At 19.0% G+C, this 17,285-nt stretch carries 13 protein-coding genes and 2 tRNA genes; 8 read left to right on the top strand and 7 right to left on the bottom strand.

Features of this window, described 5'->3' with window-relative positions:
- Positions 1–34 precede the first annotated feature (34 nt).
- Positions 35–1,279, bottom strand: coding sequence for a serine hydroxymethyltransferase (gene glyA, locus GJU03_RS00215; protein ID WP_168918699.1), 1,245 nt, complete (start codon positions 1,277–1,279; stop codon positions 35–37).
- A 24-nt stretch (positions 1,280–1,303) separates the two neighbouring features.
- Entirely contained in the window at positions 1,304–1,762 is a 459-nt protein-coding gene (gene tadA / locus GJU03_RS00210) for a tRNA adenosine(34) deaminase TadA (RefSeq protein WP_246208759.1), read from the bottom strand.
- Positions 1,763–1,946: 184 nt separating this feature from the next.
- Between tadA and hisS the strand changes: the two genes are divergently transcribed.
- The 8 genes from hisS (at position 1,947) to dapD (ending at position 12,825) form a co-directional block, all read left to right on the top strand.
- The gene (gene hisS, locus GJU03_RS00205) at positions 1,947–3,233 is read left to right on the top strand and encodes a histidine--tRNA ligase (RefSeq protein WP_168918698.1); all 1,287 of its coding nucleotides are present in this window, start codon (positions 1,947–1,949) and stop codon (positions 3,231–3,233) included.
- A gap of 53 nt (positions 3,234–3,286) precedes the next feature.
- Entirely contained in the window at positions 3,287–4,480 is a 1,194-nt protein-coding gene (locus GJU03_RS00200) for an outer membrane protein assembly factor BamB family protein (RefSeq protein ID WP_168918697.1), read from the top strand.
- An 18-nt stretch (positions 4,481–4,498) separates the two neighbouring features.
- Positions 4,499–5,836: a ribosome biogenesis GTPase Der gene (gene der / locus GJU03_RS00195; RefSeq protein WP_168918696.1), complete on the top strand. Its 1,338-nt coding sequence runs from the start codon at positions 4,499–4,501 to the stop codon at positions 5,834–5,836.
- 22 nt (positions 5,837–5,858) lie between these two features.
- Positions 5,859–6,881 carry a tRNA dihydrouridine(20/20a) synthase DusA gene (dusA, locus tag GJU03_RS00190; RefSeq protein WP_168918695.1) on the top strand — a complete coding sequence of 341 codons (1,023 nt, stop codon included), beginning with the start codon at positions 5,859–5,861 and terminating at the stop codon, positions 6,879–6,881.
- 61 nt (positions 6,882–6,942) lie between these two features.
- Complete coding sequence (dnaB, locus tag GJU03_RS00185; protein WP_168918694.1) at positions 6,943–8,328, top strand: replicative DNA helicase; 1,386 nt, start codon at positions 6,943–6,945, stop codon at positions 8,326–8,328.
- Positions 8,329–8,442: 114 nt separating this feature from the next.
- Positions 8,443–9,849, top strand: coding sequence for a cysteine--tRNA ligase (cysS, locus tag GJU03_RS00180; RefSeq protein WP_168918693.1), 1,407 nt, complete (start codon positions 8,443–8,445; stop codon positions 9,847–9,849).
- Positions 9,831–11,903, top strand: coding sequence for an NAD-dependent DNA ligase LigA (ligA, locus tag GJU03_RS00175; protein ID WP_168918692.1), 2,073 nt, complete (start codon positions 9,831–9,833; stop codon positions 11,901–11,903). The genes cysS and ligA overlap by 19 nt, the downstream gene beginning before the upstream one ends.
- 97 nt (positions 11,904–12,000) lie before the next feature.
- Entirely contained in the window at positions 12,001–12,825 is an 825-nt protein-coding gene (gene dapD / locus GJU03_RS00170) for a 2,3,4,5-tetrahydropyridine-2,6-dicarboxylate N-succinyltransferase (RefSeq protein ID WP_168918691.1), read from the top strand.
- 99 nt (positions 12,826–12,924) lie between these two features.
- Here the strand turns inward: dapD and GJU03_RS00165 are convergent.
- The 5 genes from GJU03_RS00165 to recA all read right to left on the bottom strand — a co-directional run bounded on the left by GJU03_RS00165 (position 12,925) and on the right by recA (position 17,196).
- Positions 12,925–12,997, bottom strand: a tRNA-Arg gene (locus tag GJU03_RS00165).
- 15 nt (positions 12,998–13,012) lie between these two features.
- Positions 13,013–13,099, bottom strand: a tRNA-Ser gene (locus GJU03_RS00160).
- An 84-nt stretch (positions 13,100–13,183) separates the two neighbouring features.
- Positions 13,184–13,375 (bottom strand): carbon storage regulator CsrA, encoded by a 192-nt coding sequence (csrA, locus tag GJU03_RS00155; RefSeq protein WP_168918690.1) that lies wholly within the window; start codon positions 13,373–13,375, stop codon positions 13,184–13,186.
- A 114-nt stretch (positions 13,376–13,489) separates the two neighbouring features.
- Positions 13,490–16,129 carry an alanine--tRNA ligase gene (gene alaS, locus GJU03_RS00150; protein ID WP_168918689.1) on the bottom strand — a complete coding sequence of 880 codons (2,640 nt, stop codon included), beginning with the start codon at positions 16,127–16,129 and terminating at the stop codon, positions 13,490–13,492.
- A gap of 68 nt (positions 16,130–16,197) precedes the next feature.
- Positions 16,198–17,196, bottom strand: a complete 999-nt coding sequence (gene recA / locus GJU03_RS00145; RefSeq protein WP_168918688.1) for a recombinase RecA — start codon at positions 17,194–17,196, stop codon at positions 16,198–16,200.
- Positions 17,197–17,285 lie beyond the last annotated feature (89 nt).

Below are 17,285 nucleotides of genomic sequence, written 5' to 3'. Positions count from 1 at the left end.
AAATATTTTCCTTATTTAAATAAATAAAATATTATTAATTATATACAGGGAATAATTTACACAATTTTAGAATATCATTTTTTATATTTTGATAATATTTATTTTTTTCATTTAAAATATTTATAATATATTGACATAATATATATATTTCTTTTTTTTTAAAACCTCTTTTTGTAATAGCTGGAGTTCCTATTCTTATACCAGAGGTAATACTTGGAGGATTTATATCATTAGGTATACTATTTTTATTAACAATAATATTATATTTTTCTAATAATAATTCAGCTTCTAAACCTGTAATATTCTTATTTGTTAAATCTATAATAAATAGATGATTATCAGTTTCATTAGAAATTATTTTATAGTTATTTTTTTTTAATATTTTTACCATTAATTTTGCATTTTTTAAAATTTGTTTTTGATATCTAATAAAATTAGGTGTTAATGCTTCTTTAAAAGCTATTGCTTTAGCTGCAATAATATGCATTAATGGTCCTCCTTGACTCCCAGGAAAAACAGATTTATCAAATTTTTTAAATAAATGTTTATTTTTTTTTGATGATAATATAATACCTCCTCTAGGTCCAGATAATGTTTTATGTGTTGTACTAGTAACTACATGAGCATAAGGTAATGGATTTGGATATAATCCCGCAATAATTAATCCAGCAATATGAGAAATATCAACAAAAAAATATGCATTTACTATATCTGCAATACTTCTCATTTTATTCCAATCACATATCCTTGAATAGGAAGAAAAACCGCCAATAATCATTTTTGGTTTATATTTTTTTGCTAATTTTAATAAATGATTATAATCAATTATACCTTGTATATTAGTTTTATATGATATATTTTTATAAAATTTTCCTGAAAAATTGACTTGAGATCCATGTGTTAAATGGCCTCCATGTGAATGTTCTAATCCCATAATAATATCTCCAGGTTTTAATAAAGCCATATATACAGCAAAATTAGCTTGTGATCCTGAATGTGGTTGTACATTTACATAATCTGCATTGAATAATTTTTTAGCTCTTTTTATAGCAATACTCTCAATTTGATCAATATATTTACAACCTCCGTAATATCTATTATTTGGATATCCTTCTGCATATTTATTAGTTAATATAGATCCTTGAACTAACATAACATTATGTGATGTATAATTTTCTGAAGCTATTAAATTAATATTTTCTTCTTGTCTTTTTGATTCTTTATATATTAAATTAAAAATTTCTATATCAGAATTTGATATTTTTTTACTTTTTTTCAAATGTAATTACCTTTATAAATAAAATTATTTTTTTTTTCTTTTTAAATAAAAAAAATCATGTATAATACTCGTACATTCTTTTTTTAAAATTCCAGAATTTATTTTTATTTTATAATTAATATTATAAATTCCTAATAAATCTACAAAAGATCCTATATTACTATACTTTTTATTATAAGTACTAAATACTAAACGAGAAATTCTACTCATAATTATAGCTCCAGAACACATTAAACATGGTTCTAATGTAACATACATAGTAGTATTTAATAACCTATAGTTTTTTAAATATTTTCCAGCTCTTCTTAAAGCTATTATTTCGGCATGTGCTGTAGGATCATTATTTTTAATTGTATTATTATTCCCAAAAGAAATTATTTTATTATTTTTTATAATAATTGCTCCTACTGGTATTTCACCATTATATTTAGCTAATTTAGCAAAATATAAAGCATACTTCATCCAATAAATATCGTTTTTCATTAAAATACATTTTATTTTTTATTTAAATATAATTTAATTTTATTAAATAAAAAATATATAAAGAACATATATTTTATTTTAAAAATTAATTGTTATTAGTATAATATACTTAAAATTATTATTAAAATAATAAGAATAATTTAAATTATTAAATAATTTTTATAAAAAAGAGAGATATTTTATAGTGATAAAAAAAATTACAGCAATTCATGGTATGCATGATTATTTATTTCCAAATACTTTAATATGGAAAAATATTGAAAATACTATTGAAAATACTCTAAATAATTATGGGTATCAAGAAATTAAGTTACCTATTTTAGAAAAAAGTGAATTATTTAAAAAAACTATTGGAGAATATACAGATATTATAGAAAAGGAAATGTATACTTTATTAGATAAAAATAATAATTCTTTAACTTTACGTCCAGAAGGTACAGCTGGCTTCATTAGAGCTATTATAGAACATAATAATTTTTTTCAAAATAAACGTTTTTGGTATAATGGACCTATGTTTCGTTATGAAAGACCACAAAAAGGTAGATATAGACAATTTCATCAAATTGGTGTTGAAATAATTGGATTAAAATCTCCTTATATTGATGCTGAAATTATTATAATGATTAATAATATATGGAAAAAATTAAATATTATAGATAATATTTTTTTAGAAATTAATTCTCTAGGTTCTTTAAAAGATAGAAAAAAATATGTAAAAAAATTAACATTATTTTTAGAAAATAATTCTCATCTTTTAGATTTAAAAGATAGAAGAAAAATTTATACAAATCCTTTAAGAATTTTAGATAGCAAAAATAAAAATATTAAAATTTTATTAAAAAATGCTCCAAAATTACAAGATTATCTTAATGATAAAAGTATAAATAAATTTAAAAAATTATGTAAAATTTTAAATTTTATGAATATAAAATTTACTATAAATAATTATTTAGTCAGAGGATTAGATTACTATAATGATATAGTATTTGAATGGAAAACTACTAATATAGGAAAGGGAAATTCTAAAACTATATGTGGTGGAGGAAGATATGATAAATTAATTAATAAAATGAGTAATAAAAAAATTAATAATGGTATTGGTTGCGCTATTGGAATAGAACGTTTAATTTTATTAGTAGAAATGATACAATCCTTAAAAATAGATATTAAATATCTAGTTGATATTTTTTTAATACCAATGGAAAATAATCATATTTTAAAAAAAATTTTAGTTATTGGGGAATTAATTAGAAATAAATTTCCTAAACTTAGGATAATTACTAGTTATCTTTTTAAAAATTTAAAAAAACAAATTATTCAAGCAAATAAATATAAATCACATTTTATAATTATAATAGGGCAAAAAGAAATAGATAATAATTCTATTATTATTAAAAATTTATTTTTAAAAAAACAAACAATTATACCAGAAAATAAATTAATATTTTATTTGAAAAAAATATTTTATTAATTTTTTTTAATAAAAATATTTTTAATTAAATTTTAATTTAAAAAGAGTAAAATATGAAAATAAAATTATCAAAATTAATGATATTAATATTTATTTTTTGTTCTATTTGTTTAACTTCTTGTACATATGAAAAAGATAGTTTTTTTCATAAAAAAAATAATTCATTATCTAAATTAGATAAAATAAAATTAAAATTAATTTGGCAAAATAAAATAGGAAAAAATAATATTATTTTAAATAAGTTAAATCCTTTTTATTATAAAGGATTTTTATATTTAGCTAATAGTAATGGATATATTTGTTGTATAAATGTTAAAACAGGAAAAATTATTTGGCATATTAATTTAATAAATAGATATTGTTTTTTTTCGTCTTGTAAATATGAATATATTACTTCCGGACCTATAATTTCAAATAATTATTTGTATGTAGGTAATAAACAAGGAAAAATTTTTGCAATAAATATAAAAACAAAATCTATAGTTTGGACACAAAATGTATTTAGTGAAATATTATCTAATTTTGTAATTAGAAAAAATATATTAGTAGTAAATAGTATTGGTAATATTTTACAGGGTTTGAATAAAAATAATGGTAAAATTTTATGGACAGTTAATTTAGGAGATTTCAATACATTTGCTATAAGAGGCTTATCTACTCCTGTACTTTTTTTCGATAATATAATTACTGGTAGTGATAATGGATTAATTAGTTCTCGCATAGTTTCTAATGGATCATTAGTTTGGGAACAGAATTTATTAAGATTTAGTGATACAAATAATTTTATTGATATAAATGATATTGATGTACAACCAGTTATATATAATGAAGTTGTTTATGCAACATCTTATAACGGTACTTTTACAGCTTTAAATTTAAGTACTGGTGATGTTATTTGGGAAAAAATATATTTTACTCATAAAAATTTTATTGTAGATAAAAATAATATCTATTTAATAGATTCTAAAAATAGAATATTAGCATTAAATGCACTAAACGGTAATTTAATATGGAAACAAGATCAATTTAAAAATAATAAAATTGATAATTTATTTATTTATAAAAAAAAAATTTTTTTTACAAATAATAAAGGATTTTTATATTGGATAGATCCTAAAAAAGGATTTTTACTTGGAAATAAAAGAATTGATAAATATAAAATAAATTTTATTTTATTAATAAAAAATAAATTAATTATACAAACTTTATATAATAAAATATATTTATTTAAAATTTTAATAACATAATAAATAAAAGAGTTAAAAATGAAATATAAATATCCTATTATTACTATACTAGGTGATAGTAATGTAGGAAAATCTTCTTTATATAATATTTTAATTAAAAAATATGATTCGTTAGTTAATAAAATACCAAATTTTACAATAGATAGAAAATATGAGAATGCTCAAATTAAAAACTATAAATTTATTTGTGTGGATACAATAAGTTATAATAAATTCGAACAAAAAAAATCTTTAATAAAAGAACAAATTTTGTTATCGATTAAAGAATCAAATATAATTTTATTAATGATAAAAGGAGATAAACTTAATATTACAGATTATAAAATTATTAATTACATTAGAAAATATAATAAAAAAATAATTATTATTGTGAATATAAAAAAAAAATATTTTTTGGATAATGAATTTTATTCTTTAGGTATAGATTTCTATCAAATAGATATCATGAATAAAAATGATATTTTAAAATTTAAAAAAATATTATTTTTTCATATAAATAAAATTTATATAAAAAAAAATTTTTTAAATAAATCAAATACTAAATTTTTAGTAAAAAATAAAAATAATAATATTAAACTAGCTATTGTAGGTATGCAAAATGTAGGAAAATCTACTTTAATAAATAAATTTGTTAATGAAAAAAGAACAATTATTGATAATATGCCTGGTACAACAAGAGAAAACATTTCAATATCATTAAATCATTTAAATAAAAATATTACTGTAATTGATACAGCAGGTATAAAAAAAAAAAATAAAATTACAAATCAAATAGAAAAAATCTCAATTATTGAATCTTATAAAACCATAAAAGTATCTAATATTATTTTATATATAATTGATGGAGAAAAAAAAATTTTTTGTAACCAAGATATAAAAATAATAAAATATATTATTTCACAAAAAAAACCAATTATTATTTTAATAAATAAAATAGATCTTATTAAAGATAAAGATATTTTCTTTATAAAAAATCTTATAAAAAAAAAATTTAAGTATTTTCCTATAATTTCTATTTCTGCTAAATTTATTCTAAATTTAGAACAAATATTTAAACTAATATATAAAATATATAATATTTCAAAAAAAATATATAGTACTTCTAAACTCATGAAAATTTTAAATTTAGCTACTAAAGTAGTTTTACCACCCATATATAATGGTCGACGTATAAAATTAAAATATATACATCAATTAAAAAGTAATTTCTTAATATTTAAGATACATGGTAATCAATTATTAAAATTAAATAATAATTATAAAAATTATTTAATAAATTTTTTTTATAAAAAATTACAATGTATTGGTAGTATTATAAATTTTAAATTTCAAGAAAATAAAAATCCATATAAATAATTTATTAAAATATATTTAATATTTGATTATTTATTATGTAATAAATAATATTTTTAATACATCAATTATAAATATGAAAAAAAATATTCCATATTTTAAATTTGAAATAGCTCCTATGTTAAAAAAAACAAATAAACATTGTAGATATTTTTATCGTAAATTAACTAAAAAATCACTTTTATATACGGAAATGATTCATTGTAATTTTATTAAAAAAAATCCAGTTATTTTATTAGAAAATAAAAATATTGATAATATTGTATTACAAATAGCTGGTAATAATCCAAAATTATTATCTTTATGTGCTAGGAAAGCAGAAAAAATAGGATATAAAGAAATTAATTTAAATTTAGGTTGTCCCTCTTTAAGAGCTCAAAAAAATAATTTTGGTGCATGTTTAATGTATAAACCTTTAATTGTATCAGATTGTATAAAATCTATGAGTGATAATGTTTCTATTCCTATTACTGTAAAAATGCGTATTGGGATTAATAATAATAATAATTATGATTTTTTATATAAATTTATTGATTTATTAATAAATAGTGGATGTAAAAGATTTATTATTCATGCAAGAACAGCTTTACTTTACAAAAACATTAATACAAAAAAAAATTTAATAATTCCAAAATTAAATTATAAAATTATTTACAAAATAAAAAAAAGTTTTTCAAATATCAAAATTTCAATTAATGGAGGTATTAAAACTTTATTAGATATAAAAAAACATTTAAAATATGTTGATGGGGTTATGATGGGTAGGGAAATTTTTAAAAATCCTATGATGTTAGTAGATATAGATAAATTTATTTATCATAATAAATCTTTTATTAAAAATCCTATAATAATAGTAGAATCTATGTTTTCCTATATAGAAAAAGAATTAAAAAAAGGTACTTCTTTAATAACTATTATTAAACCTTTATTAAATATTTTTTATGGTATTTATGGAGCACATAATTTTAAAAATTTTATTTTTAATCAGAAAAAAAATAATTTAGATGTTTTAAAAAAAGCACTTTCTTTTATAAGAATAAAAGAATAAATTTTATTTTTACTATTAAGTACATTTATAGTCAAATTTATATATGGTAATAAATAATTGAATGAAACAATTTAAAAAAGATCTACAAATTGAAAAAATTAAAATTCCTCCTCATTCTATAGAAGCAGAACAATCAATATTAGGAGGATTAATGTTAGATAACAATCGTTGGGAATATATTATAGAGAAAATAATAGTAGATGATTTTTTTATTTTATCGCACAGAATAATTTTTAATGAAATGAATTATTTAATAGAATTAGGTAAACCTATTGATTTAATAACACTTTCTGAATCTCTAGAAAACAAAAAAAAATTAAATCAGGTAGGAGGATTTGCATATTTAGCTGAATTATCAAAAAATATTCCTAGTATATCAAATATATATGCCTATGCTGATATTGTTCATGAACGTGCTATAGTTAGAGAAATGATATCTGTTGCGAATGAAATAGCAGAAGATGGATATTATCCAAATGGTAGAAATAGTGAATATTTATTAAATTTAGCTGAATCTCGTGTATTTAGAATTGCAGAAAAACGTTTTAGTAAAAATACTAAACCAAAAAATTTAGAAGAAATTTTAGATGTGACTATTTCTAAAATTGAATCTTTTTATAATTCACCTAAAAAAGGTATTACCGGGATTGATACTGGATATCATGAATTAAATAAAAAAACATCAGGATTACAAAATTCTGATCTTATTATAATTGCAGCACGTCCTGCTATGGGTAAAACTACCCTTGCAATGAATATTTGCGAACATACAGCAATCTCTCAAGAGAAACCTGTATTAATATTTAGTTTAGAAATGCCTTGCGAACAAATCATGATTCGTATGCTTGCATCTCTTTCACGTGTAAATCAAAGTAAAATTAGAACAGGACAATTAAATGATGATGATTGGAAAAAAATATCAAATACTATGGGTATTTTATTAAAAAAAAAAAATATATATATTGATGATTCTTCAGAATTAACTCCTACAGAAATTAGATTACGTTCTAGAAGAATATTTAAAGAACATAACGGGTTAAGTTTAATCATGGTAGATTATTTACAATTAATGAGAGTTCCTTCATTATCTTTTAATAGAACATTAGAAATATCTGAAATTTCTCGTTCATTGAAATCTTTAGCTAAAGAATTACATGTTCCAGTTGTTGCTTTATCTCAATTAAACAGATCTTTAGAACAAAGATCTGATAAACGTCCTATGAATTCTGATTTAAGAGAATCTGGTTCAATAGAACAAGATGCAGATCTTATTATGTTTATTTATAGAGATGAAGTGTATAACGAAAATACTAATTTACATGGTATAGCTGAAATTATTATAGGAAAACAAAGAAATGGTCCTATTGGTACTATAAAATTAGTTTTTAATAATCAAATTACACGTTTCGATAATTATTCAAATTATTATAATAATGAAAATATTTGATCTCTTTATTAAAATATTTAATTATTTTTTATAAAAAATTAATTTTTTATAAAAAATATTATATTAAAATAATTAATAAAAAATTATTTATACAAATTTTATAAAGGGAAATAAATGTTAAAAATTTTTAATACATTAAGTAGAAAAAAAGAAATATTTACTCCTATTAATAAAAAAAAAGTAAGAATTTATGTATGTGGGGTAACTCCATACGATATTTGTCATATTGGTCATGGTAGAACTTTTATTGTATTTGATATAATTATCAGATATTTAAAATTTTTAGGATATAAAGTTTATTATATAAGAAATATTACTGACATTGATGATAAAATTATAGAATTAGCAAAAAAAAAAAATAAAAGCATAAAATATGTTACACAAAATATTATTAAAAAAATATCAAAAGATTTTAATAATTTAAATATTACATCTCCTAATTTTGAACCTAAAGTTACTGATCATATAAAGGATATTATTTTTACAATAAAAAAATTATTAATAAATAATACTGCATATATTGCTAAAAATGGTGATATTATGTTTTCTATTAAAAAATATCCAAATTATGGAATTTTATCTAAACAAAATACAAAATTACTAAAATTAAATATAAAAATTAAAAATTTTAATGTTAAAAAAAATTATAAAGATTTTGTTTTATGGAAATTAACAAATGAATCTAATATAGGTTGGGATTCCCCATGGGGTTATGGACGCCCAGGATGGCATATAGAATGTTCAACTTTAAGTTATAAATATTTAGGAAAAAATTTTGATATACATGGGGGCGGTAGTGATTTAATGTTTCCTCATCATGAAAATGAAATTGCACAATCTTTTTGTATAGATAAAAAATTTTATGTTAATTATTGGATACATACTGGAATGATTATTATTAATAATACAAAAATGTCTAAATCATTAAAAAATACTTTTAAAATAAAAGATATATTATCAAAATATAATGAAGAAGTTATTAGATATTTTTTAACAATTACTCACTATCGAAAACCTATTATATTTAGTGAAAATAAATTAAAACAAGCTCAATTAGCTATCCAAAAATTATATACTTCTTTATTTTATAAAAAAAATATTTTTATCATAAAAAATATAAGAAACAATTTTTTTTTATTAGAACAAAAATTCTATGAATCTATAAATGATGATTTTAATACTCCAAAAGCATATAGTATTTTGTTTAAAATATCTAAAAAAATTAATATTGCTTATAAACAAAAAAAATATTTAATTGCTAATTATTTTATTTTAAAATTAAAAAAATTAGGTAATATTTTAGGAATCTTATTTTATAATCCAAAAAATTATCTACAAAATAATAAAAATTCACTTAGTTTTTATGGTAAAGATAAAATTGAAAAATTAATTAAAAAACGTAATATTGCTCGTATTCATAAATTATGGGCTGAAGCTGATTTAATTAGAAATAAATTAAAAAAAAATAATATTCTTTTAGAAGATACTAATTTTGGAACAATATGGAAAAAAAAAATTTAAAATTTTATATAATAAAATTATTAGATATTTTATATAAAATTTATAAACTTTTTTATTTTAAAAATAAAATAATAAATCTACGTAGAGAAATTCTAAATTACAATTATAAATATCATGTATTAAATAATTCTAATATTTTGGATTATCAATATGATAAATTAATTTTTAAATTAAAGAAATTAGAAAATTTGTATCCTTATTTAAAAAATAAATATTCTTCGACTAAATTAGTAGGAGCTAGATATAAATCATTAACATTTTTAAAAAAAATATATCATAAAATACCAATGTTATCATTAAATAATGTGTTTAATGAACAAGATTTATTTAAAAAATTTTTATTTCCTATTAATAAAATAATAAAAAAATTAAATTTTTGTTGTGAATTAAAGTTTGATGGTATAGCAATTAATTTATTATATAAAAATGGTATTTTAATAAGTGCAGCTACAAGAGGAGATGGTATTATTGGAGAAAATATTATAAAAAATATTTTAAAAATTAAAAGTATTCCTCATACTTTAAAAGGTAAAAATTTTCCTAAAAACTTAGAAGTAAGAGGCGAAATATTTATAACAAAAAAAAACTTTAAAAAATTAAATCAACAGAGATTTGATAAATATAAATTATTTAGTAATACAAGAAATACCGCATATGGGATTTTAAAAATGAATAAGAATGTTGATAAAAAAATTTTTAATTTACTTAATTTTTATAGTTATGGTATTGGTTTTATAGATCAAATTAAATTTTCTAATCAACAAGAAATATTACTAAAATTAGAATATTTTGGGATTCCAATATCTAAATATACAAGAATTTATTCTTCTTATTATAAAATTATTAATTTTTATAAATATTTTAAAAAAAACAGGAATTTATTACCTTATAATATTGATGGAATTGTTATTAAAATTAATGATGTAAAAAAACAAAATATTTTAGGATATACTAACCATGCTCCTAAATGGGCAATGGCATATAAATTTCCTTCACAAGAAAAATTAACATTATTGAAAAAAATAATTTTTCAAATTGGACGTACAGGAGTTATTACTCCAATTGCATATTTTAATACAGTAAATATTAATGGAGTAAATATTAATTTTGCAACATTATATAATATTAATGAAATAATAAGATTAAATTTAAAAATTGGAGATCATATAATTATACAAAGATGTGGGGATGTAATTCCAAAAATTACTAATGTAGTAATTAATAAAAAATTTTTAAAAAGAAAAACTAATATATTAATACCTACATTATGTCCTAGTTGTAATTCTATTCTTAAAAAGACAACAAATAATATTTTATATTGTAAATCAGGATTATTTTGTAAAGATCAATTAAAGGCATATTTAAAACATTTTGTTTCAAGAGATGCTTTTAATATCTATTATTTAGGAGAAAAATTAATTAATAAATTAGTTGATAAAAATTTAGTAAAAAATACTGTAGATTTATTAAATCTAAATAATCATATTTTATCAAAAATAGATAATTTAGGTAATAAATTTATTAATAAAATTTTACAATCTTTAAAAAATAAGAAAACAATTACTTTTAATAAGTTTTTATTTTCTTTAGGAATTCCAGAAATGGGAACAATAAGTTGTTATTATATATCATTATTTTTTAAAACATTAGAAAATTTTTTAAATACTAATTTAATTGAATTATGTAGTATTAAAAATATAGGTAAAAAAACTTCATTAAGTATATTTAATTTTATTAGTAAAAAAGATAATATTAATATTATTAAAAATTTATTAAAAAAAATTAAAATTATTTATCCTATAAAAATCTCAAAAAAAAATTATTTTTATCAAAAAAAAATAACTATTACTGGAAAATTTATGTTTATAACAAGATATAATCTTGTAAAAAAATTAAAAATATTAGGAGCTGTAATACATACTCAGATTAGTAAAAAAACAGATTTATTAATTTTAGGTACTAACCCAAGTTCTAAATTATTAAAAGCAAATAAACTAAATATTAAAATCATAAATGAAAATAAAGTTTTTTCTTTATTTCAAAAATATAAATAGTTTTTTAAATTATTAAAATTTGTTAATTTATAAAATAAATGATATGGTTATCAATATTAATTGATATTTAATTGAAAAATTTTAATAATAAAATAATATGAAATATTTTAGAGATATTATAGAAAATTATTTTTCAGAATATAAAAATAATAATAATTTATTAAAAGATAAGAAAGTTATTAATAATATTAACAAAGTCATTAGTTTTTTAGATAATGGTATAATTCGAGTATCTAAAAATATTAAGGGAAATTGGGTAGTTTATGAATGGATTAAAAAAGCAATATTATTATACTTTAAAATTAATAAAAATTTTTTATTAAAAGGAACATATAATAATTTTTATGATAAAATACCTTTAAAATTTAATAGTAATTTTAAAAAAAAAAAATTTAAAAAAATAGGATGCCGTGTAGTTCCTCCTACTATTGTGAGATTTGGATCTTTTATTTCTGATAAAGTAATATTAATGCCTTCTTTTGTTAATATAGGAGCTTTTATTGGAAAAAATACTATGATAGATACTTGGTCTACAATAGGTTCTTGTGCTCAAATAGGAGATAATGTTCATATTTCAGGAGGTGTTGGTATCGGGGGAGTTTTAGAACCTATTCAATCTAGTCCAACTATCATTGAAGATAATTGTTTTATAGGTGCAAGATCAGAAATAGTAGAAGGAGTAATTGTAAAAAAAGGATCTGTAATTTCAATGGGAGTATATATAGGACAAAGTACTAAAATTTATGATAGAGAGACTGGTTCAATTAATTATGGTATAATCCCTAGTTATTCTGTTGTAGTTCCAGGAACTTTACCATCAAAAGATGGTAAATATAACTTATATTGTGTAATAATAGTTAAAAAAGTAGATAAAAAAACTTTAAGTAAGACAGCAATTAATAATATTTTACGTGAATTTTAAAAAATTAAATGTTAATTAACTAACTTAAAAGCTAAATTAAATATAACTTTTCAAAAATCTAAAAATAAAAAATAATCATTAAAAAAATCGTTTTTTATTTGCATCCGGGAGGATTTGAACCCCCGACCACTCGGTTCGTAGCCGAGTACTCTATCCCCTGAGTTACGGATGCTTGCTTTAATATTTTCGGTGAGAGAGAGATTCGAACCCTCGATGCAGAAAACTACATACACCCTTAGCAGGGGTGCGCCTTAAACCACTCGGCCATCTCACCAATTACATTAATCAGTATAGTATTATATCTTTTATAAAAACTTTGTCAAATTAATTATTTTTTGTTTTTTATAAAAAAATAAAATTATTTTAACGAATTTATTTTTTGATTTTTTTCAGCTTGTATACGTTGATATATTTCTTCACGATGAACAGCAATCTCTCTAGGAGCATTAACACCTATTCGAACTTGATTCCCTTTTATTCCTAAAACTGTTACCATAACTTCATCACCTATCATAAGTGTTTCGCCTACTCGGCGAGTAAGAATAAGCATCCTTTTCTCCTTAAAATAATAAAATATAAAATATCTATTATTTATGTATTTATTTTAAAATAATTTTAAATTTTATTTAAAAATATTAAATAAAAATCACTAAATTAATTTAAATTAATCTAATTTATTTATTTTATTTAAAATAAATAATCTTATTTTAGATAAGAAAAAATAATATTCATCTTTATTAAGATTAATATTTCCTTGTGCTATATTAGCACATCCATTTACTTTACAACTATTTTTATCTAAAATTTTTTGAATAATTTCTTTAGCATTTATTTTTTTATTAATATTTGTTGTAATTTTTATAATAAAAAATATTTTTTTTTCCCATTTTGTAGATAAAAATATTATTGTTTTTTTAAATTTTTTTAATAATTTTTTTATAATATAATTAAATAATTTAGGATTAAAATTATATATTTTACTTATTATTAAGTTAATATTATTTATTAAAATAATATTTTTTATTAAATTTTTTTCTTCTTTTAAAGATATATATTGTTCCAATTCTTGGATATTATTTTTTAAAATATTAATTTTTTTTTTATCTAATAAAATATTTTTTATTAAATTTTTTTCATCTATTCTAAATATATTAGAAATAATTTTTATATTTTTATTTTGTTTTTGAACATAATCTAAAGCTAAATTATGAGTAATTGCATGTATACGTTTTATTCCATTTGCAATACTTAAAAATTTTGTAATTATGAAAAAACCAATTTCTTGAGTACTTAAAATATGAGTTCCGCTACATAATTCTTGTGAAATATTTTGAATATCTACAATTCTTACTATTTTACCATATTTATTATTAAATAATTTAATAATATTTTTATTATTTTGTAATTCTTTTTTTTTTTTTAAATATATTTTTATAGGTATATTTTTAAATATATAATTATTAATTTTTTTTTCAATATCAAAAATGTCTTCTAATTCTAAAGAATAATTATATGAAAAATCAAATCTTAGATATTGATTAGTAATTAAAGATCCTTTTTGCTCTATACCATTACCAAATTTTTGACGTAAAATAGAATGTAATAAATGTGTTGCAGAATGATTTCTACTAATCATTAAACGATTTGTGATGTCTATTCTAGAAAATATATAATCATCTATTTTTAATGATCCTAAAATCATTTTACCAATATGAATAATTAGATTACCATGTATTTTAGTATTGTAAACCTGAAAAATATTTTTTTTGTCTTTTTCTAAATATCCTATATCACCTAGTTGTCCTCCAGATTCTCCATAAAAAGAAGTAATATTTAATATAATTTCTCCAGATTCTCCCTCATTTATTTTGTTTGTTAATTTTTCATTAAAATATATATCTAGTATTTTACTATAAATAGTGAAATTACTATATCCATCAAATTTCGATACTCTGTTTTCATAATATAAATTAATTTTTTTTTCAAAAAAAATATTTTTTCTGGATTTTTGTCGTTGAATATCCATATATTTTATAAATTCTTTTTTATCAAAATTAATTTTTTTATTTATACATATATCTTGTATTAAATCAGGAGATAATCCAAAAGTATCATATAAATAAAACATTTGTTTCCCTGATAAAAAATTTTTATTTGATTTTTTAATTTCTTTTTCTAACAAAAGAATTCCTGAATTAATAATTTTATTAAAATTTTCTTCTTCATTCTTAATTATATTAGTAATATAATCATATTTTTTATATAAAAAAATTTTTTCTGTATTATTAATGTATTTAATATATATTTTAACTAATTTATATAAAAAAGGTTTTTTTACCCCTAAAATTCTACCATGATTAATAGCTCTTCTAAGAATTTTCCTTAAAATATATCCTCTTTTTTCATTATTAGGTAGAATACCTTCTGATATTAAATAAATAGATGATCTAATATGATCAGCTATAACTTTTAATGAATTATTTTTTAAGTTTTTAATTTTAACAAAATTATTTATATTTTTAATAATTTTTTGGAAAAAATATAATTTATAATTTGAATTAACCCCTTCTAAAATACTACTAATACGTTCTAACCCCATTCCTGTATCAACTGATTTTATTGGTAAAGGTATTAATTCTTCTTTTAAATTTTTATTAAATTGAATAAAAACAATATTCCATATTTCAATAAAACGATTATATGTATTATTTTTAATATTATCTTTTAAATTATGTCCTAAATCATAAAAAATTTCTGTGGATGGTCCACATGGACCTGTTTCAGACATTTGCCAAAAATTATCAGAATGATAAATTTTGTTATTTTTATCTTTAATTAATAAAATATTTTTTCTTGGAATACCAATATTTTTATACCAAATATTATATGTTTCTATATCTGTATAATATACAGTAATGTATATTTTTTTTTTTTCTAAATTAAACCATTTAGAACTAGTTAATAATTCCCATGCATAAAAAATTGCTTCTTTTTTAAAATAATCTCCGAAACTAAAATTACCTAACATTTCAAAAAATGTATGATGTCTATTTGTAAAACCAACGTTTTCTAAATCATTATGTTTACCTCCTACTCTTATACATTTTTGAATTGTAGTAATTCTTGGATAAGGAGATTTTTTATATCCTAAAAAATATTCTTTAAACTGATTCATACCTGCATTTGTAAATAATAATGATGTATCATTTTTAGGTATTAATGAACTTCCTTTTATTATTTTATGTTTTTTTTTATAAAAAAAATCTAAAAACATTTCACGAACTTTTTCTATTTTATTTTCCATACTATAAATTATCCTTAATTATTTTTTGAAAAGTATATAAATTTTTTATAAAAAATATAATATCTATATTATTTCTTTTTAAAAAAAAATTTTCGTATTTTTTTTTCTATTTCTAGAGATTGTTTTTTGTTTTTTTTTAAGAAATTTATAGCATTTATTTTCCCTTGTCCAATTTTTTCATTATTATAACTATACCATGATCCACATTTTTCAATTATTTTTTCTTTAACTCCTAAATCTAATAATTCTCCATAGATATTAATACCTTGTCCATAAATAATTTGGAATTCAGCTTGTTTAAAAGGTACTGCAACCTTATTTTTTACTACTTTAACTCTAGTTTCATTACCTATTATTTCATCTCCATTTTTTATATTACCAATTTTTCTAATATCTAATCTTACAGAAGCATAAAATTTTAAAGCATTACCTCCAGTTGTTACTTCTGGATTTCCAAATAAAATTCCAATTTTCATACGAATTTGATTAATAAAAATTAAAAGTGTATTTGATTGTTTTAAATTACTTGCTAATTTACGCATAGCTTGGCTCATCATTCTTGCTGCTAATCCTATATGTGAATCTCCTATTTCTCCTTCTATTTCTGCTTTTGGAGTTAAAGCTGCAACTGAATCAACTATAATAACATCTACTACACCTGATTTAGCTAATGAATCACATAATTCTAATGCTTGTTCTCCAGTATCAGGTTGTGAACATAATAATTTATTAATATCGACATTTAATTTTTGAGCATATATGGGATCTAATGCATGTTCAGCATCTATAAAAACACAAATTTTATTTAATTTTTGAGCTTCAGCAATGATTTGTAATGTTAAAGTAGTTTTACCAGAAGATTCAGGTCCATATATTTCTACTATTCTTCCAATTGGAAGTCCACCAATACCTAAAGCTATATCTAAAGATATAGATCCTGTTGATATTGCTTCTATATCCATAGTTCTATTATCGCCTAATCTCATAATAGAACCTTTACCAAACTGGTTCTCTATTTGAAGAATAGCATCTTCAAGTACCATTTTTTTTTTTTTTTCTAAATTCATAATATTACCTTATATATTTAAAATATAAATTTATTTATAAAAATTTATAAATAAAAAATTTTTTATTATAATAATAAAATTACTTATAC

Source organism: Enterobacteriaceae endosymbiont of Donacia bicoloricornis, from assembly GCF_012567955.1.
Classification (GTDB): domain Bacteria; phylum Pseudomonadota; class Gammaproteobacteria; order Enterobacterales; family Enterobacteriaceae.
The sequence above is the reverse complement of the archived record's forward strand: the minus strand, read 5'-3'. Positions and strand labels throughout refer to the sequence as shown.